The sequence below is a fragment of the Saccharopolyspora sp. NPDC002376 genome, from assembly GCF_053593195.1.
Map to the genome: position 1 here is coordinate 20,215 of NZ_JBSFBZ010000063.1, position 23,377 is coordinate 43,591.

Genomic DNA, 23,377 nt, shown 5'->3' on the forward strand with positions numbered 1-23,377 from the left:
CGCACCCCATGCCTTCCCGCTGATCACCGGCGCTGCGCGGTCTTCAGCGGGGACGTACGCGGATGCTCAGTTTCTCCAAGGAGTCGGCGAACCGTTCTCTGGTGACCGTCCACACGAGCGACAAGACCTTGATCTCGCCCGCCTTCTGCGCATTGCCGGCTGGGGCCTGCTTCGCCGGCGCCGTGGTCGCCGCCGGCATCGTGCTGGCGGACCGACCGGATAGGAGCGGGGTGGGCGCAGGTGCTGTCGTGCCGGCGCCCGGCTCGGGTTGCTCGATACGGTTGCTGAGCTGGTCGGCGAATTCCACGAACATTCGATTGGAGACGTCGCGGACTCCGCGCCCCAGCGACGCGATCCGGCCGCTCAGGTGGACGTCCGAGATGACCTCGATCCGGCTGCCTTCGTCGGCGGACGTGACTTGGAGCCGCACGTTGGCTTGAACGGCGCCGGAGCCGCGCTTGTCGCGGCCGGTGGCGTTGAGCGCCATCCGGTGGTCCTCGGCGTTGCGCTCCACGACGAGGACGTCACCGGCGTAGTTCATCTTCAGCGGCCCGATGGCGATTCGCAGCACGCCCTCGTACCGGTCGTCGCCGAGTTCGTTGACGAGTTCAGCGCCGGGCAGGCACTTGGCCACGGCGCGGGTGTCCTGGAGGAACGCCCACACGTCTTCGGCGCTGGCGCTGACCTCGGTCTGGTGCTGCAGCTTCACGTGTGCTCTCCTCTCTCCGCGTCCGTCCGGGCGCGCTGGTCGAGCAGGGCCATGACCCGCTCGGCAGTGATGGGCAGTTCGGTGGGCCGGATGCCGATGGCGTCCTCCACGGCGCTGGCGATGGTGGCGGCCGGCGGTCCGATCGGGGGCTCGCCGACGCCGCGAGCGTTGAGCGGGCCCCGGCCTTCGCCGCTCTCGACCACGGCCACCCCGATGTCGGGCAGGTCCATCGAGGACGGGATGAGGTAGTCGGCGAACAGCGAGGACAGCGGACGTCCGGCTTCGGTCGCGCAGTCCTCCATCAGCGCGTAGCCGATGCCCTGCGCCGCGCCACCGATGATCTGCCCCTGGACCCGGACCGGGTTGATCGCGCGGCCGACGTCGTGGCACGCGGCGTACTTCAGGAGCCGGACGTCGCCGGTTTCGAGGTCCACCTCGACCTCGGCGGCGTGGGTGCCGAAGGTGTAGTCGGGGAAGGTGTGCCCCTGCCCCTCATCGGGGTTGAAACCGCCGGACCGGGCGCGCCAGGTGTTGAGCACCGAGGTGTCCACCCCGGCGTCGGTCGCGGCGCGCACCAGTTCGGGCAGGCTCAGGCCGGTGTCACCGTCCTCGGTGCGCACCATCCCGTCGACCCAGATCAGCTGGTCCTCAGCGACGCCGAGGGTCTTGGCCGCGACCGGGGACAGCTGGTCGCGCAGCTTCCTCGCCGCTCGCAGGATCGAGTTGCCCGACATGTAGAGCTGACGGGTGGCGAAAGTGCCACCGGCGGGCGGGTTGAGCGCGGTGTCGCCGATGTAGACGCTGATGTCGGCCAGCGGCACACCGAGGATCTCCGAGGCGATCTGGCACAAGCTCGCCGCTTGCCCGGCCCCTAGGTCGGTCACGCCGCTGCGGATCAGCAGCGTCCCGTCGGCCTGCAGCGTCACCCATGCCGAGGCGTGGTCGCGGAACCAGATGGTCCGCCCGTAGGGCTGCATGCTGCTGCCGAAGCCGCGCCCGACCACCGTGTGCGGGCCGCTGGGCCGGCTCGGCTCACCGAGCATCTCGAGCGCGGCTCGACGGGTCTCGTGGACGGCGACCGCGGTGGTCACCGGTTCGCCGGCGGCGGTGAGATCGCCCTTCTCGATGTGGTTGCGGTTGCGCACTTCTTCGCGGCTCAAGCCGAGTTTCGCGGCTAAAGCGTCCATTTGGGACTCATAGGCGAAGACCACCTGCATCGCGCCGAAACCGCGGAAGGCGCTGGTCGGCACGTTGTTGGTGAACACCGCGCGGGAGCGGGCGCGCACGACCGGCACCTTGTAGGGGCCGGTGGACAGCGCCGCCCCGGCGAACAGCACCCGGGCGCTGAGGCAGGGGTAAGCACCGGCGTCGCCGACGATGTCCGCGTCGACGGCCAGGATCTTGCCCTCCTTCGTCGCCGCCGTCCGGTAGCGCATCGTGAACGGGTGCCGCTTGGTGCTGGCCAGGATCGACTCCTGGCGCGTCCAGACCATCCGCACGGGGCGGCCGGTCCGCCACACCAGCAGGGCGATGTAGGGCTCGACGGTCATGTCCTCCTTGCCGCCGAAGCCGCCGCCCATGTACGAGGCGATGACGCGCACCTGGCTCTGCGGCAGACCGAGGATCGAGGCGATCTCGGTGGCGTGCTCGATCACCTGCGTCGAGATGCGCAGCGTCACCACGTCGTTCTCGATCCAGCCGACGCCGGCCTCGGTTTCGAGGTAGGCGTGCTCGACGTGCTGGCTGCGGTAGGTGTCCTCGACGACGACGTCGGCCTCGGCGAACGCGGCATCGAGATCCCCGCGCTCGAGGCGCCAGTTGACCAGCACGTTGCCCTCGTCGTGCACGAGCGGAGCGCCCTCGGCCAAGGCGTCTTCCGGGCTGTAGACACCCGGCAGCGGCTCGTACACGACCTCCACGAGATCCGCCGCTTCGGCCGCGATCTCGGGGTCGGTGGCGGCCACGACCGCGACCGGCTCCCCGACGTACCGGACCCGGTCGACGGCGAGCACCGGTTGCTCGACGGTGAGTTCGCCGAGCCCGCCGCTGGCGTGTTCGACGATCGCGTTGTGCGGGACGTCCGCCGCCGTGAGCACGGCCACCACGCCCTCGAGCCGTTCCGCGGCCGAGGTGTCGATGCTGACGATCTTGGCGGGGCCGGTGTCGGATCGGACCACCTTGCCGTGCACCATGCCCGGCAGGCTCCAGTCGGCGGCGTACAGCAGGGTGCCGCGGACCTTGTTGACGAAGTCGTGGTGCGCGGGGGACTGGCCGACGACGCGGAAGTCCCGCTCGCGCTCCAGCGGACCCGAGTCGGCGTCCGGGTCGAGCTCGGTCGGCCCGGTGGTCTCCGGGGTGGTCCCGGGGTCGACCGTCGTCACTGGGCACCTCCGGTCTCGGCGGTCTGCTCCGCCGACGCGTGCAGGTAGTCGTCGACCGCGTCCACGATCGCCTGGTAACCGGTGCACCGGCACAGGTTGCCGACCAGCTCGTGTCGGATCTCCTCGCGGGAGGCCTCCGGGTTGCGCTGGGCCAGGGTGGCCGCGGTGAGCAGCATCCCGGCGGTGCAGAACCCGCACTGCGAAGCGCCGCGCTCCAAGAAGCGCTTCTGGAGCGGGTGCGGCTCGTCCTGGGGATCCGACCAGCCGCGGAGGGTGATCACCTCGTGGCCTTCCGCTTGGACGGCGTACATGCTGCAGGCGCTGACGGGCTCGCCGTCCAGCAGCACCGTGCACGTGCCGCACACGCCTTCGGCGCAGCCGTAGCGCACGTCGGGCATGCCCAGGTCGTCGTGGAGCACGTCGAGCAGGGTGCGGTCGTTGCGAACCCAGATCTCGTGTTCGCGGTTGTTGACGCGCAGCGTGAGCTGGGTCCGGATCATGCTGTGGCCTCCTCGCGGAGCGCCTGTTCGAGCAGGCGCCGGGTGTGCACCGCCACCAGTCGCCGTCGGTAGTCGGCAGTCGCGTGCAGATCGGTGTCGGGCTCGAGCGACGCCGCGATCGCCTCGGCGCTCTCGCGGGCGCGGTCCGGGGAACCGGGGTCGGCGAGCGCCGGCTCGAGCAGTTCGCGGTCGACCAGGACCGGCCGGTCGGCGACGCCCCCGAGCACGACTCGCAGGTCGGCCTCGGACCGCGCGACGACGCTGACGCTCACGGTCGCGAAGTCCGAATAGCGCCGGACCACCTCGTGGAAGCCCCACCGCAGGTCACCGCCGACCGGTAATCGCGCTGCTGTGATCACTTCTTCGGGCCCCAGCGCCGTGGTCAGGTAGGTGATGAAGAAGTCCTCGGCGGCCACCGTCCGGGGCCCCTCCGGTCCGAGCACGTCGAACTCGGCGCCGAGCGCCAGCGCGACGCACCCGATCTCCGCAGTGGGATCCGCGTGCGCGAGAGATCCGCCGAACGTGCCGCGGTTGCGGACCCGGACGTTGCCGACGAGGCGGACCGCGTGCGCGAGCATCGGGGCGTGCGCCCGGACGACCTCGGAAGAGGTCAGCACGCGGTGCCGGGTGTTGGCGTCGATGACCAGGCAACCGTCTTCGACCCGCGGGTCGCCTGCCGGCACCGAGTTGACGTCGATCAGCGCGCCGGGGAACGCCAGCCGCAGGTTGAGCATCGGCACCAGGCTCTGGCCGCCGGCGAGGATCTTGGCCTCCCCATCCCAGATCTCGAGCAGCTCCACGGCGTCGGCCCACGATTCGGCGCGCTGGTACTCGAAGCAGGTCGCCGGCGTGCGGTCGGCGGCGGTCGGCACGATTTCCTGGATGCTCATGGGGATTCCTCCGCCCGACCGACGAGGTTGCGGAGCACCTCGAGTTCGACGTCCGCAACCGGCTGCAGGTAGCCGAGCTCCTCGTGGACCAGCAACTCGAAACCGGTGGCCGCGTGCACTTGGTCGAGGGTCGCTCCGGCCTGGAGCGCTCGAACCCGCATCCGGTGGGAGTGCGGGGCGAAGTCGAGCAGCGCCAGGTCGGTGACCACCCAGCTCGGTCCGCCGTGCAGCAGCCCGCTGTCGTGGCGGCTGGTGCCGCCGGTGAGGTAGCCGGGGCTCGTCACGAAGTCGACCTGGTCGACGAACCGTCGTGGTTCGTGCTGGGTGACGATCACAACCTGGTTGCACATCGACGCGATGTCGTTGGCACCGCCCGGGCCGGGCAGCCGGACGGTCGGTTTCGCGGGGTCGCCGACGATGCTGGTGTTGACGTTGCCGTACCGGTCCACTTGCGCAGCGCCGATGAAGCCGTAGTCGAAGAAACCGCGCTGGGCCATCAGGAAGATGTCCGAGGCGCTGGTCAGCATCTGGGCGCCGACCGCGGCGCGGACCTCGTTGGTCGAGGCAGGCACCTCACCGGGCTGCAGCTCGATGCCGATCATCCCGCCCTCGAGCAGCACGGTCAGCTGCGGCGCCTGTCGGCGCTTGGCGATCGCGGCGGCCACGAGCGGCTGGCCGATGCCGGCGAACAGCACCTTGCCGTCCTCGAGCAGTCGGCTCGCGGCGATGGTCATGATCTCGTCGGGCCGGGCCTGCGGGTGCTGCGGCGCGTGCACCCGCTCCTGCATCAGCGAGTCGATCATCGCGGCATCATCTCCTCGGCAGTGCGGCGGATCGCCGCGAGGCTGCGGGGATCGACCGAGCCGATGTACGCGTCGTGATCGGCGTGCGCGACCAAACCGGCGGCGTACGCGCGAGCTCCGTCGAGCCCATCGGCCCGGACCGCCTGCACGTACGCGCCGAACTCGTCGAGATCCGCTTCGTAGTGGCCGTAGCACTCGTGCGGGTAGGCGCCCATCGGCTGGTGCACCACGGCGTCGACGGCGAAGGCCGGCACCAGGGTCCGTGCTGGGTCGAGGCGAAGCTGGTCGGTGGGCACGATCTCCTCAGCCGTGAGAATCACGCGACGGGAGGCCAGCACCAGGTCCGCATCCATCAGCTCGTATCCGTCGATCTGCGCGTTCCCCGCGGCGTCGGCGCGCTGAACGTGAACGAGCGCAACGTCGGGATTGAGACTCGGCACGGCGTTGAGCACCTGACTGGTGTAGGGACAGGTGATCGTGTTCAGCTCCAGCTGCCGGTTGATGTCGGACCCGAGCATGCTGATGGTGGGCAGGAACGGAACCCCCATCGCGCCGGCCTTGTAGCGCAGGCCGATGCCCAGGTGGCTCCACTCCTCGAAGGCCGCCTCGCCGCGTTCGACCAGGCGGCGCAGCACCGGGGCCAGACCCCAGCCGTGGCCGATGCCGACCCAGCTGGTCATCACCCGGTCGGCCGCGCCGGTCGCCAGCATGACCTCGGCTTCGAAGCACGACAGCGGGCGGGTCATCGTCAGCCCGGTGCGGCCTTGGCGCAGCACCTCGATGAGCAGTGCCATCGGCGTGCGCGCGTGGTTGGTCCCGCCGACGCCGATCACCGCACCGTCGGTCACCAGCCGCTGGACCGCATCGGCGGCCGTCGTGCGCTTGTCCTCGGCAGCCCGGCTGTGCCCGCTGAGGTCTGTGCGGGCAGCCTCGGTGCCTGGCGTGATGAGCCGCGCGCTCATGGCGCCCCCACCAGGCTGCCCAGCAGCGGCCGGACCTCGCTGGCGAATCGCTCGACCTGCTCGGAGTCGTATTCGTACGGGACCAGGCAGATCTCCTGCACGCCCGCGTCGAGGTGGGCGGCGAGCTGCTCCGCGCAGTCCTCGGGCGTCCCGCAGATCGCGCTGTCGGGGGTCGCGCTGCTCCACTCCGGCGTGTCGAAGTAGGACGCCAGCCACGGACCGACGCGCGCTTGCGCCTCCTCCTTGGAGGATCCGATGCAGATCGGGAGCTGGTTGAGCGAGTGGAGCTCGCCGGGGTCGCGCCCCGCCTCTTCGGCGAATCCCCGGATCTTGCCCCAGGACTCGGTGAACGCCTCGGCGGTGTAGAAGTAGGTCAGCCAGCCGTCGCCCAGCGTGGCGACCCGCTTGAGCACGCGGTCGACGTACCCGCCGATGAGGACCTGGGGGCGGGGCTGCGGGAGCGGCAACATCTTGACGCGGCGGAAGGACAGGTCGTCCCAGGTGCCGGTGACCTCGTCCTGGGTCCAGAGTTCCTTGCAGATCTCGAGGTTGCGCTCGAAGGTCCGGCCGCGGCCTTTGAACGGTGTGCCGGTGGCGTCGAATTCGCGCTCGTACCAACCTGCCGCGAGCCCGAGGCGGAGCCGACCCTGGGAGATCGACTGGATCGTTGCCGCGGTCTTGGCCAGCAGCGCCGGGTCGCGGATCGGCAGGACCAGGATCCCGGTCCCGAGCTCGATGGTCGTGGTGTGCGACGCCAGCACCGCCAGCGTGGTGAGGACCTCGAGCTGCGGGAAGGGTTGTCGGCTGCCGAGGAAGAGGTGGTCCCACGCCCAGAGGGAGTTGAATCCGAGTTCCTCGGCCCGGCGAGCCGTGGCCAGCAGGTCCTCGATTTGAGGTGTTTTCTGCGCCGAGGTGAAGTTTTCCACGGCTAGCCCGAATTTCGCTGGCATGTCGTCCTCTCCTGTGCGAGAGCTCTGCTGCGGCCCACTGTATGAGCGGGTTTCGCCGGTTCCTATGTCATGAGTTGACACCGGAAACTCGGCCATTTGTCATCGAGTGACATGGAGTCCCGGGGACGGCGGGGCGACCGAACGTGCTTGTCACTGCTCGCGAAGCGCGGTCCGAACCACTGGTGGCACCGCCTCCGAGACGGCACCCCGCGGATCTCGTTGCGGCGACGTCGAAACTCGCCGCAGGCATGGTGATTGCCCGTCTCGCATGGCAGCATTCCCCAGCAACCGCCAGTGGTCATTGGCAGAAGTTGGCGAGGAGCGTGTGCCGTGAGCGATTCCCCAGAGGCGGACTTCGGACACATCACCGGCGAACTCTCGGTGCGCGACCTGCTGAACATGGAGATCTTCGAAGCCGCGGTGGTGTCCGCCGGGAAGGCCGGGCTGCACCGGCGGATCCAGCGGCTGAACGTGATGACGGTGCCGGACATCCTCCCGTGGATCAAGGAGAACGAGTTCCTGCTCAGCACCGATTACCCGCTGCCGGAGGACGAAGCCGAGCTGACGCGCTTGGTGACCGAGTTCGCGGCGCGGGACATCGCAGCGTTCGGCATCAAGTACAGCTCCAGCGGTCGGCGGTTGCCGCAGGTCGTGCTCGACACTGCCGACCGCGTTGCGCTGCCGATCGTGGAGATCCCCAACGATGTCGCCTTCGACGACATCCTCAGCCGGGTGTTCTCCGACATCGTCAACCGGCAGGCCGCCACGATCGCGAGGTCCAAGGAGATCCACGACGCGTTCCTCCAGATCGTGCTCACGGGCGGAAGGCTGCCCGACATCGCCGCGAAGCTCTCGGAGCTGCTCGGCGCTGCGGCCGTGGTGGCGACGGACAGTTCCGGCCGGGTCCTGGCCGCGGTGCATTCGCCGCACGAGGAGCAGCGGCTCGCCGACCTCGGCCTCCTCGACCGGAACGACCGGCTGCGCATCTCCCACCTCAGCCCCGGTGTGCACGAGCTGGCGCACGACCTCACCGGCATCATCGCCCCGATCCGGGCGGGCGATCTCTCGCACGGCCACCTCACGGCGTTCGGGCACTGGGACCCGATGGGGATGGACGTCACGATCGCCGTCGACCAGGCCGCGGTCGTCGCGGCCCTCGACGTGACCCGCCAGCTCGCGGTGACCGCCGTGGAGCGCCAGTTCGAAGCCAACACCTTGCACGACCTGGTGACCGGTACCCCCGTCGACATCGCGGATGCGCTGGCACGCGGCGCCACCTTCGGTTGGGACTTGCAGCGCCCGCTGGTCGTCGTGGTCAGCCGGGCGGAACATGCGCTGGCGAGCAGTGCGGAGCACGCGGGCAACCCCGACCTCGGACAGCAGCGGTACATCGACCTGTGGTGCGCTGAGATCCGCAACCACGACCGGCATTCGGCGGCGGCGGCGTTCGCGAGCAACCTGGTTGCGGTCGTAGGCGCGGGCGACGACCCTGCGGCGATGCCGAAGGCGGTGTGGCACGGGCTGAAATCGACCACGCGGCAGGAGTTTTCCATCGGGGTGAGCTGTCCGGTGGACGATCCGCAGCGGATTCCCATCGCGTACGAGGAGGCTCGCAAGGCGCTCCACATGGGACGGCGGTCCCAGGGGCCGGGCAAGATCACCATGTTCGGCGACCTCGGGCTGTTCCGACTCCTCAGCCTCATCGACGATCCCGACGAGCTGCGCGAGTTCGCCCAGGATGCCCTGGGACGACTGCTCGAGCTCGAACCCCGGGAGCGCACTGAGCTGGTGAAGACCCTCGCAGTCCTGCTGGACTGCCACCTCAACGTGGCCGAGGCGTCCCGCATCCTGCACTTCCACTACAACACGATGCGCTACCGCATCGTCAAGTTGGAGCGCCTGGTCGGCCCGTTCATGTCCGACGCCCGACTCTGCCTGAAGCTGTCCGTCGCCCTCCAAGTGCTGGAGATGCGCGACGTGTCCGACGCCGCCCGCTGACCAGGAGTCCACGACGAACGTTGCCAACTTCGTCGCGCGCCTCTGGTCGATTCGTACCACTGGTTCCTCGGCGGGGATCGCCTAACTTCTCCGGCAAGGGTCGGAGCGCGAGCGAACCGGCTTTCGCGCGAGGACCGGCGACGTTCGCCTGCCCCGGGGCGGGCCGGGCACCGCACGCCGAGCACGACCGGCAGGCTGCTCGGCACCGTGCTGGTGATCTTCCTGGGCGGCCGTACTTCCAGGACAACTTCAACGGCTTCCTGCTCCTGCAGGGCAACCCCCAGGGAGGGCGACGATGGCCTAACCGCACGAGACGGACAGCGCGACCAAGGGACCCCTCAGCGCCGGTGACACGGCCTCGGATAGCTCGGTTCCATCGACTCGCCGCACGGTGAACCGAGCGCTCGCCATGGGGGGCGCGATCATGCTGATGGCGATGTCGGCGGCAGGCCCCGGCTTCATCACCCAGACCGCTACCTTCACCGGCAAGTACGGTGCCTCGTTCGCCGCTGCGATCGTGGCGAGCGTGATCATCGACGTGTTCATCCAGCTCAACGTCTGGCGCGTGATCGGGCTCAGCGGCATGCGGGCGCAGGACCTCGCGAACAAGGTCCTGCCGTATTCCGGGCACGTGCTCGCCGTGCTCGTGACCATTGGCGGTTTGATCTTCTGCCTGGGCAATGTCGCCGGTGCGGGGCAGGGGCTGCAGAACCTGGTCGGGCTGGACGTCCGAGTCGGCGCTGTGATCAGCGCGGTGGTGGCCATCGGGATCTTCACCTACAAGGCCATGGAGGGCACTTTCGACAAGGCGGTGCTCGCACTTGGGGTTGTCAAGATCGGGTTGATCGCGTTCATCGCCTTCCGGACGAGCCCGCCGGTCGGCGAGGCGATCGCGCGCACGTTCACCCCGCAGAACCTCGACTTCCTGCCTGTCCTCACACTGCTCGGCGGCACCGTCGGCGGGTACATCACCTACGCGGGTGCGCACCGGCTGATCGAAGCAGGCGCCACCGGGCCCGAGCATATGAAGTCGATCAGCCGCGGCTCGGTCAACGCGGTCATGGTCACCGGAGTGCTGCGGGTCCTGTTGTTCCTAGGCGTCCTCGGCGTCGTCGCCACCGGGGTGACGCTCAGCGCCACCGACCCCGCGGGTTCGGCGTTCTTCGCAGCCGCAGGCGATGCCGGTAGGCGGATCTTCGGCCTCGTGCTGTGGACGGCCGGCATGACGACCATCATCGGCGCGTCGTTCACCTCGATGTCGTTCCTCAGAACCCTGATTCCGGCGGTCGACAAGCGGTTCAACCTCTGGGTCTCCGGTTTCATCGCGGTGTGCACGATCGGGTTCCTGGTCATCGGCAAGGGGCCCAAGGCGCTGCTGGTCTTCGCGGGTGCCTTCAACGGCCTGATCTTGCCCTTCGGGCTCACCGTCATCCTGTGGGTCGCTTGGCGCCGCCGCGACCTCCTCGCGGGCTATCGCTACCCGAAGTCCTTGCTGACTCTCGGTGTGCTCTCCTGGCTGTTCACCGTGTACGCGGGTTGGGAATCGCTCGCCGCGATCCCGGTCATCTTCCAGTGACGCATGGACACGATGCGCATCGGTTAACTGTCCCCGGAGAGCTTGCCCGGACGGCACGAGCCCGGCCTGGTATCGGTTCCTGTGCTCTGAATCCCTCGTGCCGGAAGCGGATCGTGGAGCGGTTGATAGGCGGTCGTTCGCTGCACCGCCGGTCGGTTGACGCCAGCGGCGAGCTGAACCAGCTCGGTCGTGGTCTTGGCTGATCCGTGCTCGGAACCCGCCATGCGGGAGATGGTTTCCTCCATGAGGGTGCCGCCGAGGTCGTTCGCACCAGATCGGAGCATGGCTCGCGTACCCTCGACGCCGAGCTTGGCCCAGCTCGTCTGGATGTTGTCGATGCGACCGTGGAGCAGGATCCGGGCCAAAGCGTGCACCGCGAGGTTGTCGCGGTGGGTGGGGCCGCGGCGGGCGATGCCGGCGAGGTAGATCGGTGCTGAGTTGTGCACGAACGGCAGCGGTACGAATTCAGTGAATCCGCCGGTCTGGTCCTGGATCCGGGTGAGAACGCGCAGATGCGTGATCCAGTGGCGGGGGTTGTCCACGTGGCCGTACATCATCGTGGAACTCGACCGGAGTCCGACTCGGTGGGCGGTGGAGACGATGTCGATCCAAGCAGCGGTCGGGAGCTTTTCCTTGGTGAGCACCCAGCGGGCCTCGTCGTCGAGGATTTCGGCTGCTGTGCCAGGGATGGTGTCCAGGCCCGCATCGCGCGCCTTCGACAGGAAGTCGGAGTAGGACAGCCCGGTGCGAGTCGCGCCGTTGACGATTTCCATCGGTGAGAACGCGTGCACGTGCATGCGCGGGACGCGTTGTTTGACCGCGCGGGCCAGGTCGAAGTAGCCCGTGGCCGGCAGTTCGGGGTCGATGCCGCCCTGCATGCACACCTCCGTCGCGCCCAGTCGCCACGCCTCCTCGGCCCGGTCGGCGACCTGCTCGAGGGAGAGGGAGTAGGCGTCCGGGTCGGAGCGGCGTTGGGCGAACGCGCAAAACCAGCAACCGACGTAGCAGACGTTGGTGAAGTTGATGTTCCGGTTGACCACGTAGGTGACTTCGTTGCCGACCGCATCGCGTCGCAGCTCGTCGGCCAGTCGGCACACCTGGTCGAGCAGGTCGCTCTCCGCGGTGATCAGCGTCAACGCGTGGGCGTCGGACAGGCCGCCCGGATTCGCCTCGGCCGCGCGCAACGCCGCGAGGCTGTCTGTCGAGGCGCGCGGGGGAGTTCGGGAAGTGCCCGGGTCGGGCACGATGGCGCGAACCTCGTCCCAATCGCCGTAAACCGTGTTGAAGTCCGCTCGCCGGTCAGCGGTGCGGCCCTCGGTGTCGACCTCGTGGGCCAAGTCGACCCGTCCGGAGCCGCCCGCGTCCTGGAGACCGCCGTCGGGTTCCTGCCAGGGCAAGCCGACGGGTCGCACTCCCCCGCGCAGCAGTCCGTCCGGGGCGGCCAGCGCGGTCACGTGGGCGGACAGGCGCGGGTCGATCCACTGCTCGCCGCCCGGTGGCCGGGGCCGTTCCGGATTCACGTGGTCCGGTGTCAGCGGGGAGACCCCTCCCCAGTCGTCCACTCCCGCCAACGTACCCGGGGTGAGCGGTGAGCCGGGCCCGGAGCTCGAACCCAGCGGCGTCGGTGATCGCGCGGAGGCGTTCGACAGGTTCGGCGGTGCCTGCACCCGCATCTTCGGCCCCAGCACCGCTCGGGTGACCGCGATGGCCGCGAGGTACTCGGCCATCCCGAGGTCGTCGACCCGCTGCATCGCGGTGCGCGGCTTGGCGCGGAAGTTCTGCACGATCACTTCTTGCACGTGCCCGTAGGTCCGCGCCACCCGCCGCAGTGCGGAGATTGACTCCGCCCGCTCGAGCAACGTTTCCCCGATCCCGAGCAGGAGTCCGGTCGTGAACGGCACCGACAACCGGCCCGCGTCCTCCAGCACGCGGATCCGCACCACGGGATCCTTGTCCGGAGAGCGGAAGTGCGCTTCGCCCGGGGTCTCGAACAACCGCCGCGATGTCGTCTCCAACATCATCCCCAACGACGGAGCCGCCGGACGCAACCGCACCATTTCTTCCCAGCTCATCACCCCGGCGTTGATGTGCGGCAGCAAACCGGTTTCCTCGAGCACGCCGACGGCGAGCGACCGCACGTAGGCCAGGGTGGAGTCGTACCCCTCCTCCTCCAACCACTTCCGGGCCTGCGGCCACCGCTCCTCAGGTCGATCGCCGAGCGCGAACAACGCCTCTGCGCATCCCCGCCGCGCGCCTTCCTCCGCGATTGCCAACACCTCGTCCGGCGACATGAACGGCGCGCGTCCCGCACGCGCCGCCTGGCCGGGGGGTCTCCGCAAAAGTGCAATAATGGCACCGGTCTTGGCACAACCGCGTTACCGGCAGGAATACCTTCGGGGAATAAGTGATCGTGCGTGGGCGAGCAACGCCCTCCAGACAGGCGTCGCGTATCCGCGCCGCAGCTGTGCACAATCTTTCCAGGTCTTGGCCCTGCGCGTGCAGCAATACCGCCGCTTCGGCCACGTCCAATTGCGCACCGCGCTCCAGGCGCGCCAACGCACGTCGCATCGCATGTGGGGTCGCCGCGGTCATCGGCGCACCGGGGGACCGTCGGGCACGCCGGCCAGGGCGATGCCGGAGTGGGTCTTGTAGCGCCGGTTGATGCTGATCAGCGCGGCTGTGAGGGGTTCGAGGTGGCGGTTGAGCCGCAGAGGTCCGATGCAGACACCCCGGGCGCCGGTCACTGCACTCGCCAGTTCGGCGACGTGGTCCGCGGCGTCTTCGTCGTCAGCGGCGACCATCACGCTTTGGCCGCTGAGATCGGCGTCCGGGTCGTTGAGAGCGACCGCCGAAAGGTGGTGGAACGCGCCGACCACCGCGGACTCCGGTAGCAGCGACGCGGCCATCTCCGCTGCCGAGCTGTCGCTGGGCAGCAGGCCGATCGGCCCGCGTTTGTCGAAGGTCAGCGGATTCACGCAGGTGACAACGATTTTGCCGCTGAGGTGGGGGGAGAGTTCCTGCACGAGTTGGTCGTGACCGTCGTACGGGATTGCCATCACCACCAGGGAAGCACGGGCGCAGGCCTCGACGTTGGTCGCTGCGGTGATGTGGGAAGCTCCTCGTTCGCGCAGTTCAGCTGCTTTCGCCTCGGCGCGTTCAAGAGACCGCGAGCCGAGTGCGACCCGGTAACCGGCGCGGGCGAAGCGGAAGGCGAGTCCGGAGCCTTGGGGACCGGTTCCGCCCACAATCGCGATCACGTCCTGCATCGCCTGTGTGCCTGTCAATCTGTTCGCCTCCTTCGTGCGGCGGGCGCCGGCGTCATCTGGTCGATGATTGCCGTCGATCGTCACATCGGAGCCTATGGGCGGGGCGCCGAGGATCGAATGGCTATATCTGCCAATGCAAGCGGCATTGTTTGGCACGACCTCCCAGAATCGGAGCGTGCGGTAGCGCTGTTCCCGCTGGCGGTGTATCCCAAGGCGGGTGCGCCTGCCGAGTCGGTCCGCGTGACCTGGGGAAAGGCATGTTAAGGCCGTGATCGACGGGTTTCCACGTCAGAGCGAGACAGTGTGGGCAGCGGCACTTTGTCACCATGTGCCAGTGCGGTGATGGTTCATTCGTAACATGGTGTCAGGTGTTAACGCCGGCTTGATGTGGGTTCTGGCGCGGTTCGGACTGGTCGCCCGGGTGAAACAACTGAATGTTCTTTCTATTCGGTGGAAGTTCTGCCGAATCGTGTGCGCTGAGAATTGCTTTCACGCGGCCGGTCCGCGCCTCGCACGGGTAAGACCTACCAATTCGGCATCAGCGAAGTTCGAGCAGGAGGGTGCATAATGCCTCAGGTGGCACTCACGACCGACATCGGCGAGGGGTACGGCCGGTGGACGCTCGCAGATGACGAGGCGTTGCTCGACGTGGTCACCGCGGCGAACATCGCGTGCGGCTTCCACGCGGGCGATCCGGGCATCATGCGCCGGACCTGCGAGCTCTCGGTGGAGAAGAACATCGCGATCGGTGCGCAGGTCAGCTACCGCGATCTGCACGGGTTCGGCCGCCGCTTCATCGCCTACACCAGGCAGGAGCTGACCGACGACCTGCTCTACCAGATGGGTGCCCTCGAGGTGTTCGCCCGCCTGGCAGGGGGGAAGATCGACTACATCCGCGCTCATGGTGCGCTTTACAACGCAGCGGCGACCGTCACCGAGCACGCCCAAGCGATCGTCGACGCCACCAAGGAGTACAACGCGGATCTGCCGCTGCTCGCGCAGGTGGGCACCGAGACCTGGCGGTTGGCCCGCGACGCCGGACTCGACGTCGTGGCCGAGGCTTTCGTGGACCGGGCCTACACCCCGGAAGGCCTGCTGGTCCCGCGGACGGAGCCGAACGCCATGCTCTCGGACCCCGAGCAGGCGTCGGCGCGCGCGGTCGAGATGGTCACCGAGGGCGTGATCACCGCGATCGACGGCACTCGCATCTCGATCGAGGCCGAGGCGATCCTGGTGCACTGCGACACCACGAGCGCTGTCGACATCGCCCGAGCGACCCGCAAGGCCTTGGAGGCGGCGGGCGTGCAGGTCACCCGAATCGGCTGATCCAGTTGGCCGGGGAGCTCATCACCCGCAGGTGCGGCGACACCGGCTTGCTCGTCGAGCTGGGCGACAACCGCCGCGTCCACGCGTTCGCTGCGGCGGTCCGCGCCGCGGATCTCGACGGGGTCGTCGACCTGGTGCCGGCACTGGACACCTTGCTGCTGGTCGTGGATCCCGCGCGCACCGATCCGCCGACAGTCGAAGGACTGCTGCGCGATCTCGAGGTCGGTGCGGTGGTGCGGGCGGAGACCCGCAGGGTCGAGATTCCGGTGCGCTACGACGGCGAAGACCTCAGCTGGGTCGCGGAGCACTGCGGCCTCGACGAACGGCAGGTGGTGTACCGGCACACCGCAACCCCGTGGCAGGTCGGCTTCTGCGGCTTCGCGCCCGGCTACGCCTACCTGGTCGGCGGTGACCCGACTTTGCGGGTGCCGCGCCGGAAGGAGTCCCGGGTCGCCGTGCCCGCCGGTTCGGTCGCCATCGCTGGGCAGTTCTCCGCGGTGTACCCGCGCCGCTCTCCAGGCGGTTGGCAACTTCTCGGGCACACCGAAGTCTCGCTGTGGGACACCGAGGCGGATCCGCCCGCGCTGCTGCTGCCCGGGGACGAAGTCGTCTTCTGTGAGGTCACATCGTGATCACCACCAACCCGGAGTCGACCGCGGAGCTGACTGTTGTCGACTCCGGGTTGCTCGCGCTCGTGCAAGACGTGGGCCGACGTGGTTGGGCGCATCTCGGTGTCGGCGGGTCGGGAGCGTTCGACCGGCCCGCCATGGCACTGGCGAACCGCCTGGTCGGCAACGACGAGCGCGCCGCCGTGGTCGAGGTGACCAACGGCGGCCTGGCATTCACCTGCGACAGCCCGACGCGGGTGGCGATCACCGGCGCGCCGCTGCCGGTGCGGGTGGGCAACCGCTCGCACTGGACGCACCAGGTGATCGCCGTGCCCGCGGGAGGAATGGTCCGCCTCGGCATGCCCGAGCGCGGTCTGCGCAGTTACGTGGCCGTCCGCGGCGGGATCAGAGCCGAACCGGTCCTCGGCTCCCGCTCGACGGACCTGCTGTCCAGACTCGGTCCGCCACCGCTGCGCGCGGGTGACGTGCTGCCGATCGGAAGACCGCGAGGTCCCGTCCCGGTTTCCGACGTCGTGGTCCCGCCGCCGGTCCTGGTCGAAGACGAGTTCCTCCCGGTCTCGCTCGGACCGAGGGCGGACTGGTTCGAACCGGCAGCGGTCGAGGCCCTGCTGCGAAGCCGTTTCGAGGTGACCGCTGACTCCGACCGGATCGGTGTCCGCCTGGCCGGGCCGGCGCTGCCTCGCCGGATCCACGACGAACTGACCAGTGAGGGCGTCGTCGAGGGCGCGCTGCAGGCGCCGCCGGACGGTCGGCTGACGCTTTTCGGACCGGACCACCCGGTCACAGGCGGCTACCCGGTGATCGCGGTCGTCCGCACCCGGGCAATGCCGCTGGTGGGACAACTGCGACCCGGCCAGGGCGTCCGTTTCACGCGCGGCTGAGCGCGAAACGGACCAGCAGGTGTGCGCTGTCATCGGGTACGCGCTAGGGAGCGGCCTCGGAGTAGCGCTCCAGCGGGAGTTCACGAATGGCAGCTCTGGTCGCCCGTCCCACCCCGTAGCCCACCGCAATCCACAGGTCGGGCAAGGAGTCCACGTCGCAAGCCAGTTCCGCTCGTGGAGGCGTGATTTCACGTGCCCCAGCGGCGAGGTGGCGGGAGAGCGACCCTCGGCCGAAGCAGAGGGGCGCCGTTTCACCGGGTGCGGCGGTCAGCATCGTGGTTCCTCCGCCCGCCCGGTCGGCGATCACCGCGAGCGGGTGCGCAGCCATCTGCTGCAGGGCGACGGAAAGGAGTTCGGGGGCAAGACAAGGCAGGTCTCCCGGTAGATATGCCGTCCAGTACTTCCCACCTGCGTCGGCAGCACCACTCCGAAATGCTGCGTTGAGCCCGTTGCCCGGGTCGGGAACCACTCCCGCACCGTGCGCGCGTGCCACAGCTGTCAACTCCGGGCAGGCGGTGACCAGCGTGGTGCGCTGAACGCACGGGGTCGCGGTTGCAGCGGTGAGAACGTCCTCGACCATGGCCAGCGTCAACGCAACTCGGCCGGACTTCCCCGCACCGGCCAACCGGGTCTTGGCCACGCCGAGCTGCTTGGAACACACGACCACGTGCCATCGCGTTTCTCGCGCCGGGGTGGACTCGTGCAAGGGGCCTCCCAATCTGGTCCGAAGGGGGCTTCACATCGCTGTGATACCGAGGATTCCCAGGAGGAAGCGGGCGCCGCGCCCTGTTCCAGTGGGTGTGCTGGTCGAGCGTAGGACAGCACCGCACGCCCATGGCATGTCCATTTCTACGAACAACAGGAGGAGGTTCTGTCAGAACGTGCCAGATCGCCGCTGACGGATTGCCATCTGGAATTCGGCGTTGGCCGGAGTCGCCGAGCTGTTGGGGCCTCGCTACCGATGCGGATCCTCGGCGCTGTCGCGGCCGACGGCCAGGGCGGCTTGACAGGCCCTGATGGCCGGATGTTCTGCATTGTCCTTGCGGTAGGCGGCAACGATGCGGCGAGCATGGGGACCGCCGGGGATGTCCAGCAGCACCGCGTCGGACGGATCGTCGGACAGGATGAGTTCGGGCAGCACCGCGACGGCGTGGCCGTGCTCCACGAAGCGGCGGTGGACGAGGAGGTCATCGGTGGTGTAGCGGATGTCGGGTTCGAAGCCGGCGCCGCGGCAGAGCTCCTGAATCCACTTGTGGGAGGCCGATCCTGGTGGTTCTGCGATCCACGGGCGCTGGGCGACGAGCTCCCAGACCTGAACGGGATCGACCTCGTGGTCGGTAGGAGGCAGCGCGAAGCACATGTGATCCAGGTGCAGTTCCCGGTACTCGACCTCCGCGGGGCGAGGTAGGGGATGACCGGGGTACTCCTCGGCGATGACCAGGTCGAAGTCGTGCGCGAGCATCTTCGGCAGTGCGACCTCGGGTTCTGCTTGGAACAGTTCCACGCGCAGCCCGGGGTGGTCGGAGTTGAGGTCCGCGAGAGTAGCGGGGAGAAGGGTGAGCAGGACGCTCTGGAATGCGGCGATCCGCACGGTACCGGTCAGTTCTGCCAAAGACCGCGCGATTTCCGCTTCGGCCGCTTCCAGCTGCCGCAGCATGGCATCGGTGTGCACGACCAGGATCTCGGCCTGCGGTGTGAGTCGCACGCGCCGTCCGATCGGTTCGAGCAGTTTCACGCCGACTTCGGTTTCCAGGAGCGAGAGCTGCTGGGAGATCGTGGACGGGCTGTAGTTCAGCGAGGCGGCAACGGCGGAGATGGTGCCGCGGTGCTTGAGCTCGAGCAGGAGTCGCAGCCGACGAAGATCGAACATGGCGCCTCATCTGATCTTTGGGCGATGTCGAACGGTAACGCTCGACATCGCTAACTTTACCGCCACGCCGTGGTGCTGCGATCGTAACCGCGTGACGTCGAACATCGTTGTGAACTCCGGTTCCTGGTTCTTCAACCCGGGCGCCAGGGACTGGGCATGCCCTCCTGCGCCTGCCGAGGTGGCCGCCTTCCACACGAGATTGGCCGACTACGCATCGACGCCCTTGCTGGACCTGCCCGCGTTCGCCGCCGAATGGGGGGTGCGGCGTGTCGTGGTGAAGGACGAGTCGGTCCGATTCGGACTGCCCGCCTTCAAAGCACTGGGCGTGTCCTACGCGATCTACCGCGTCATCTGCGAACACGCCGGCGAAACCGTGGGGCCCGCGGATTGGAACGGCCTGCGCGCGGTGCTCGCCTCGCTGCCCCCGTTGGAAGTGGTGACCGCGACCGACGGCAACCACGGACGAGCTGTGGCCCGCTTCGCGCGGCTGCTCGGGATTCCTGCGCACGTGTTCGTTCCGGACGTCGTCGGCCCCGGGGCGATCGCCGCGATTCGCGCCGAGCAGGCAGCGGTAACGGTGCTCGGCGACGACTACGACGCGACCGTGCAGCGCGCGGCCGAGGAAGCTGAATCCCGCCCCGCAGCAGTGCTCCTGCAGGACACCTCGTGGTCCGGCTACGAGAAAATTCCACAGTGGATCGTGGACGGGTATTCGACGATGTTCGCCGAGCTGGACGCACAGTTGTCGGCGATCGGACCAGCGCTGGTGGTGGTCCCGATGGGAGTGGGATCGCTGGCCCACTCCGTGGTGACGCACTACCGCAGTCGCGACCGCGAACAGCAGGCCGCTCTGCTGGGGGTGGAGCCGGACACGGCTGCGTGCATCCAAGCCAGTCTGACCGCCGGACGATCATCCGCGGTGCCGACCGGGTCGACGATCATGGCCGGCCTCAACTGCGGCACCCCGTCCTCCCTGGCCTGGCCGTACCTGCGGGATGGGCTGGACGCCGCCATCGCGGTGTCCGACGAACAAGCCGCCGATGCAGCGCGCGAGCTGGACGCCCTCGGGGTCTCTTCCGGACCGTGCGGGGCGGCAACCCTGGCCGCAGCGCGCGCTGCTCTGGCCGAACCGGGCAGTCGGGCCGATCTCGGATTGCCGCCCGACGCCACTGTCGTCTTGTTGAACACCGAAGGCGCCCACGAGGAATCCGACTGCTGAAAGGAAGGAAAGCGATAAGCGTTGCCGAGAAGAACCTGGGCTGACTCGAGTTGAGCCTCCCGCCGGTCGCGAAGCCCGTCGCGGCGTAGCTGCCCGCTGTCCAAAGCGGACCGCGCGGCTGCGCTTCTGGACAACTCCCGCTGGTGCGCGGGACGTCGGTCGAGTTGGAGCTCCAAGTCGCGTTTGCGGCCTGATCGCAGCGAACCACGGCTGCGCGTTCGCAGTTCGGCGGTGGCATCATCGATGCTGGACTGATCAGTGCTCTGCCAGCGGAACGGTGGTTTGCCGAGTCCACGGCGAACATTGACAACTCGGCTGCGAGCCTCTCATTGATACTTGCTGATGGTTCCTCGCCGGAGGTCGCCTACCTTCTCCTTCAGAAGTCGGCGGACGAGCCCACGGCTTCGGCGGAGGATTGGCCTTCCGCTGCCACCTCGCACCTCTCGATCCAACTGTCGGACAAGGCGATTTCGACCCCGCCACCGGGTAGGGACAGCCTTCCCACCACACCTGCAGAACTCACGCGACCGAGGTCGACGTGCGAGGTCAATGCCGGCTCTGCCGGAGCAGGAGGTCGTCATGAGCCAGGAGGTGCGCATCCCGGTGTCAGCTTCCCGCGACCTGTTCGTCAACGAACGCGTCGATGGCGTGCTGCAGGAGGTCGGGCCTGATCGCGCGCCGATGGACTTCCACCGGCGCCTACCAGGGTACGAGCGCACTCCCGTGGTGGAACTTCCCGACATCGCAGCCGAATTGGGCGTGGGCCGGCTTTGGGTGAAGGACGAGAGCTCGCGGTTCGGGCTGACGTCCTGCAAAGTGCTCGGTGCTTCGTATGCGATCTACCGCGCGTTGTGCGAGCGGTTGTGCGCTGAACCATCGTGGACCGACGTCGACGAGCTGATCGCGTTGGTGGACGAGTTGAAACCTCTGTCCCTCGCAGTCGCGACGGGTGGCAACCGCGGACAGGCGGTCGCGCGAATGGCACGCCTTTTCGGATTCTGCGCCCGCATCTACGTTCCGGCGAACACGGCCGCTGCGCGCATCGAGGCGATCGAGCGAGAAGGCGCCGTGGTCACAGTGGTCGACGGCGACTACGACGATGCGGTGCGGCGGTCGGCCGAAGACGAGTCGGACAGGTGTCTCGTGGTATCCGCCCCCTCCGGGGCCGCTGGCGAGCAGATTTCTCGGGCGTTGATCGAGGGGTGCTCGACGATCTTCTGGGAGATCGACGATTTCTTTCGGGAGCACAACGCGAACGGTCCTGACGCGGTGATCGTGCCGGTCGGTGCTGGAACTCTCGCCGCTGCTTCCGTGCGCCACTACCGGCGCGCGGAAGCCAATCCCGGGATGCTGCTCGTAGGCGTCGAGCCGCTCGCTGCGAATTGCGTGCTCGAGTCGCTGCGGGCTGGGCGACTCGTGAGCGTGCCCGGTCCGCACAACTCGGTCATGGCGGGTTTGAACTGCGGCACACCTTCACACCAGGCCTGGCCATGGCTGAGCAGCGGGATCGATGTCGTCGTCGGAGTCGGCGACCACCGAGCGCACGAGGCCATGCGGCGGCTCGCTGCCGCCGGGATCGTCGCGGGGGAGACCGGGGCAGCAGCGTTGGGTGGTCTCCACGAGCTCCGCTCGGAATCCGGCGCGGCGATCGGGCAAATCGGACTGCACGCCGATGCCGAGGTGCTCGTCGTCGTCACCGAGGGCGCCACCGACCCCGTCGCCTACGCCGACATCGTGCACACCACCGAATCGACTGCAGGGCTCCGGCCCGGAACAACGGCCGCAAAGCCGGCTGCGCGGTGTTCATCATCGATGAGCGCAATTCATCTCAACGGACGGTAAATGCCCCTCCGGGCGCCGCGTACCTCCCCTGGGCGCCGGAAGTCGAAAGGTGCGGAGAATGTCGCAGAAGAGTGGCGACGGTCAGATAACACTGGCCGTGGAGCGGCACGGGATCGAGCACGTGGAGACCAGTCGCCGCTACGGCAAGGCGAGCAGCCAGTTCACCGCTCGATTCGCGCCCGTCATCTACTTGGCCGGAATCTTCGTCGGGGCGACCGGCGGTCAGGCCGGCCTCGGCCTGACCGGCAGCATCACGGCGATCATCGCGGCGAACCTCCTCGGGTCCATTGGAACTGGCCTCTGCGCCTCGATGGGCCCGAAGCTGGGGATGCCGCAGTTACCCATGGGGCGCGCGGCCTTCGGCTACATCGGCAACTACTTGCCGGCTGTCCTGTCCTTGCTCGTGTACGTCGGGTACTACTCCGTTGGCACGGTCCTTGGCGCGGAGTCCCTCGCGAAGCTTTTCGGTCTTCCGTACACGCCCATGGTGGTGGTGGTAGCGGGGCTGAGCATCCTGATCGGCATTTACGGATATCGGATGCTCCACTCGTTCGGAAAGTGGATCACTCGAATCAGCATCGTAGTTCTCGCTGCGGTTTCGATCGTGATGATCTCGCGTGGCGTCGGCCCGGGCGCGACGTCCACGTTGTCCGGCGCCGAGTACGCGACGGCTTGGCTCCTGCAGTTCACAGTGGTGTTCGGGTACACGGTCAGCTGGGCGCCCTACGCATCCGACTACTCGCGCTACCTTCCCGAGTCCACGAGTTCGCGGAGCATCTTCGCCTGGGCGGCCTCAGGCCTGTTCGCGGCAACCACGTGGATGATGATCCTGGGATCAGTCCTGATCACCGTCAATCCTTCCGGCGACGTCATCGACGCCTTCGGCTTCGTGCTGCCCGACTGGCTGGTCTTTGTAGTGCTCCTCACACTCGGCCTGTCGGCGATCCCGCACAACTCGGTCAACCTCTACAGCGGAGCCATGGCGACGCTGACCTGTGAATTCAAGGTCAGGCAGGCCGTGACCGTGGTGGCCGCCGGAGTCATCGGAGGGTTGATCGCGCTCGCGATCGGCGGCGAGAAGTTTGAGGACTCCCTCAAACTGTTCCTCCACCTCATGAGCTACTACATCACGCCGTGGCTCGCCGTCCTGCTGGTCAACTACTTCAAGGTGTACCGAAATGGCGAGGGGTATCCGCACATCAGCGCGTTCTACGACCGCAACGGTGCTTTCGGGCGGGTGAACCTCGCCGGAATCGGTGCCCTCGTCATCGGCGTGGCCGTGTCCGTTCCCTTCATCGGAACCGAGGTCTTCAGCGGTCCGATCGCCGATCTGCTCGGCGGTGCTGACCTCAGCTACTTCGTGTCCGGCATCGTCGCGGGCGCGATCTACTCGGCGTTCGAGAAGCCGGTGAACGACCTGCTGTCTGGGATGGCGGAGCCGTCGAAGAAGAAGAGTCCCAAAGAAACGTCCTAGTGTGCTGAGTCGTTAATTCGGCTGCAGTATGCGGCGAGAGTTTCGAGGATCTCGTCGGCGGTTTTGGTCCAGACGAAGGGTTTGGGGTCGGCGTTCCATTC

18 protein-coding genes and 1 pseudogene are annotated in these 23,377 nt (G+C 68.1%); 8 read left to right on the forward strand and 11 right to left on the reverse strand.

All coding sequences use genetic code 11. The features are described from left to right. Positions 1 to 43: 43 nt before the first annotated feature. Genes ACWCO2_RS30920 through ACWCO2_RS30950 form a run of 7 tightly spaced genes read right to left on the reverse strand, consistent with a single transcriptional unit; the run spans position 44 to position 7,195 of the window. Positions 44 to 709, reverse strand: a complete 666-nt coding sequence (locus ACWCO2_RS30920) for an SRPBCC family protein (RefSeq protein WP_450131318.1) — start codon at positions 707 to 709, stop codon at positions 44 to 46. After that, on the reverse strand, positions 706 to 3,090 hold the full coding sequence (locus ACWCO2_RS30925; RefSeq protein WP_450131319.1) for a xanthine dehydrogenase family protein molybdopterin-binding subunit: 2,385 nt from the start codon (positions 3,088 to 3,090) through the stop codon (positions 706 to 708). Before ACWCO2_RS30925 ends, ACWCO2_RS30920 begins: the two co-directional genes overlap by 4 nt. Beyond that, positions 3,087 to 3,590, reverse strand: coding sequence for a (2Fe-2S)-binding protein (locus tag ACWCO2_RS30930; protein ID WP_450131320.1), 504 nt, complete (start codon positions 3,588 to 3,590; stop codon positions 3,087 to 3,089). The genes ACWCO2_RS30925 and ACWCO2_RS30930 overlap by 4 nt, the downstream gene beginning before the upstream one ends. Continuing rightward, positions 3,587 to 4,480: an FAD binding domain-containing protein gene (locus tag ACWCO2_RS30935; protein WP_450131321.1), complete on the reverse strand. Its 894-nt coding sequence runs from the start codon at positions 4,478 to 4,480 to the stop codon at positions 3,587 to 3,589. The genes ACWCO2_RS30930 and ACWCO2_RS30935 overlap by 4 nt, the downstream gene beginning before the upstream one ends. Continuing rightward, positions 4,477 to 5,283 (reverse strand): CoA-transferase subunit beta, encoded by an 807-nt coding sequence (locus ACWCO2_RS30940; protein ID WP_450131322.1) that lies wholly within the window; start codon positions 5,281 to 5,283, stop codon positions 4,477 to 4,479. Before ACWCO2_RS30940 ends, ACWCO2_RS30935 begins: the two co-directional genes overlap by 4 nt. After that, positions 5,280 to 6,245, reverse strand: a complete 966-nt coding sequence (locus ACWCO2_RS30945) for a CoA transferase subunit A (RefSeq protein ID WP_450131323.1) — start codon at positions 6,243 to 6,245, stop codon at positions 5,280 to 5,282. The genes ACWCO2_RS30940 and ACWCO2_RS30945 overlap by 4 nt, the downstream gene beginning before the upstream one ends. Further along, positions 6,242 to 7,195, reverse strand: a complete 954-nt coding sequence (locus tag ACWCO2_RS30950; RefSeq protein ID WP_450131324.1) for an LLM class flavin-dependent oxidoreductase — start codon at positions 7,193 to 7,195, stop codon at positions 6,242 to 6,244. Before ACWCO2_RS30950 ends, ACWCO2_RS30945 begins: the two co-directional genes overlap by 4 nt. A 330-nt stretch (positions 7,196 to 7,525) precedes the next feature. Between ACWCO2_RS30950 and ACWCO2_RS30955 the strand changes: the two genes are divergently transcribed. Together ACWCO2_RS30955 and ACWCO2_RS30960 are read left to right on the forward strand one after the other, a co-directional pair. Beyond that, a complete protein-coding gene (locus ACWCO2_RS30955; RefSeq protein WP_450131325.1) occupies positions 7,526 to 9,193 on the forward strand; it encodes a PucR family transcriptional regulator in 1,668 nt (555 codons plus the stop codon). 409 nt (positions 9,194 to 9,602) lie between these two features. Next, complete coding sequence (locus ACWCO2_RS30960) at positions 9,603 to 10,769, forward strand: NRAMP family divalent metal transporter (protein WP_450131326.1); 1,167 nt, start codon at positions 9,603 to 9,605, stop codon at positions 10,767 to 10,769. A gap of 23 nt (positions 10,770 to 10,792) precedes the next feature. Here ACWCO2_RS30960 and cofH read toward each other — a convergent pair. Both cofH and npdG read right to left on the reverse strand, forming a co-directional pair. Next, positions 10,793 to 13,337, reverse strand: a pseudogene (gene cofH, locus ACWCO2_RS30965) (5-amino-6-(D-ribitylamino)uracil--L-tyrosine 4-hydroxyphenyl transferase CofH). A gap of 20 nt (positions 13,338 to 13,357) precedes the next feature. Next, positions 13,358 to 14,053: an NADPH-dependent F420 reductase gene (npdG, locus tag ACWCO2_RS30970; protein ID WP_450131327.1), complete on the reverse strand. Its 696-nt coding sequence runs from the start codon at positions 14,051 to 14,053 to the stop codon at positions 13,358 to 13,360. 549 nt (positions 14,054 to 14,602) lie between these two features. On the opposite strand from npdG, the gene ACWCO2_RS30975 reads away from it, so the two are divergent. Genes ACWCO2_RS30975 through ACWCO2_RS30985 form a run of 3 tightly spaced genes read left to right on the forward strand, consistent with a single transcriptional unit; the run spans position 14,603 to position 16,871 of the window. Next, complete coding sequence (locus ACWCO2_RS30975) at positions 14,603 to 15,361, forward strand: LamB/YcsF family protein (RefSeq protein ID WP_450131328.1); 759 nt, start codon at positions 14,603 to 14,605, stop codon at positions 15,359 to 15,361. 5 nt (positions 15,362 to 15,366) lie between these two features. Further along, positions 15,367 to 15,993, forward strand: a complete 627-nt coding sequence (gene pxpB / locus ACWCO2_RS30980; RefSeq protein ID WP_450131329.1) for a 5-oxoprolinase subunit PxpB — start codon at positions 15,367 to 15,369, stop codon at positions 15,991 to 15,993. Further along, entirely contained in the window at positions 15,990 to 16,871 is an 882-nt protein-coding gene (locus tag ACWCO2_RS30985; protein ID WP_450131330.1) for a 5-oxoprolinase subunit C family protein, read from the forward strand. The genes pxpB and ACWCO2_RS30985 overlap by 4 nt, the downstream gene beginning before the upstream one ends. A gap of 43 nt (positions 16,872 to 16,914) precedes the next feature. Here ACWCO2_RS30985 and cofC read toward each other — a convergent pair whose 3' ends face one another. Together cofC and ACWCO2_RS30995 are read right to left on the reverse strand one after the other, a co-directional pair. Beyond that, entirely contained in the window at positions 16,915 to 17,532 is a 618-nt protein-coding gene (gene cofC / locus ACWCO2_RS30990; protein WP_450131331.1) for a 2-phospho-L-lactate guanylyltransferase, read from the reverse strand. 294 nt (positions 17,533 to 17,826) lie between these two features. After that, a complete protein-coding gene (locus ACWCO2_RS30995; RefSeq protein ID WP_450131332.1) occupies positions 17,827 to 18,741 on the reverse strand; it encodes a LysR family transcriptional regulator in 915 nt (304 codons plus the stop codon). 91 nt (positions 18,742 to 18,832) lie between these two features. On the opposite strand from ACWCO2_RS30995, the gene ACWCO2_RS31000 reads away from it, so the two are divergent. From ACWCO2_RS31000 to ACWCO2_RS31010, 3 genes are all read left to right on the forward strand, one after another. After that, positions 18,833 to 19,960 carry a diaminopropionate ammonia-lyase gene (locus tag ACWCO2_RS31000; protein ID WP_450131333.1) on the forward strand — a complete coding sequence of 376 codons (1,128 nt, stop codon included), beginning with the start codon at positions 18,833 to 18,835 and terminating at the stop codon, positions 19,958 to 19,960. Positions 19,961 to 20,539: 579 nt separating this feature from the next. Beyond that, entirely contained in the window at positions 20,540 to 21,802 is a 1,263-nt protein-coding gene (locus ACWCO2_RS31005) for a diaminopropionate ammonia-lyase (RefSeq protein WP_450131334.1), read from the forward strand. A 58-nt stretch (positions 21,803 to 21,860) separates the two neighbouring features. Next, complete coding sequence (locus ACWCO2_RS31010; protein WP_450131335.1) at positions 21,861 to 23,276, forward strand: purine-cytosine permease family protein; 1,416 nt, start codon at positions 21,861 to 21,863, stop codon at positions 23,274 to 23,276. Positions 23,277 to 23,377: the final 101 nt, after the last annotated feature.

What these genes read in the sequence shown, in the direction of transcription:
- ACWCO2_RS30930 (WP_450131320.1), bottom strand. Translation starts at nt 3,590, where the DNA reads ATGATCCGGACCCAGCTCACGCTGCGCGTCAACAACCGCGAACACGAG.
- ACWCO2_RS30935 (WP_450131321.1), bottom strand. Translation starts at nt 4,480, where the DNA reads ATGAGCATCCAGGAAATCGTGCCGACCGCCGCCGACCGCACGCCGGCG.
- ACWCO2_RS30940 (WP_450131322.1), bottom strand. Translation starts at nt 5,283, where the DNA reads ATGATCGACTCGCTGATGCAGGAGCGGGTGCACGCGCCGCAGCACCCG.
- ACWCO2_RS30945 (WP_450131323.1), bottom strand. Translation starts at nt 6,245, where the DNA reads ATGAGCGCGCGGCTCATCACGCCAGGCACCGAGGCTGCCCGCACAGAC.
- ACWCO2_RS30950 (WP_450131324.1), bottom strand. Translation starts at nt 7,195, where the DNA reads ATGCCAGCGAAATTCGGGCTAGCCGTGGAAAACTTCACCTCGGCGCAG.
- ACWCO2_RS30960 (WP_450131326.1), top strand. Translation starts at nt 9,603, where the DNA reads ATGGGGGGCGCGATCATGCTGATGGCGATGTCGGCGGCAGGCCCCGGC.
- ACWCO2_RS30975 (WP_450131328.1), top strand. Translation starts at nt 14,603, where the DNA reads ATGCCTCAGGTGGCACTCACGACCGACATCGGCGAGGGGTACGGCCGG.
- ACWCO2_RS30995 (WP_450131332.1), bottom strand. Translation starts at nt 18,741, where the DNA reads ATGTTCGATCTTCGTCGGCTGCGACTCCTGCTCGAGCTCAAGCACCGC.
- ACWCO2_RS31005 (WP_450131334.1), top strand. Translation starts at nt 20,540, where the DNA reads ATGAGCCAGGAGGTGCGCATCCCGGTGTCAGCTTCCCGCGACCTGTTC.
- ACWCO2_RS31010 (WP_450131335.1), top strand. Translation starts at nt 21,861, where the DNA reads ATGTCGCAGAAGAGTGGCGACGGTCAGATAACACTGGCCGTGGAGCGG.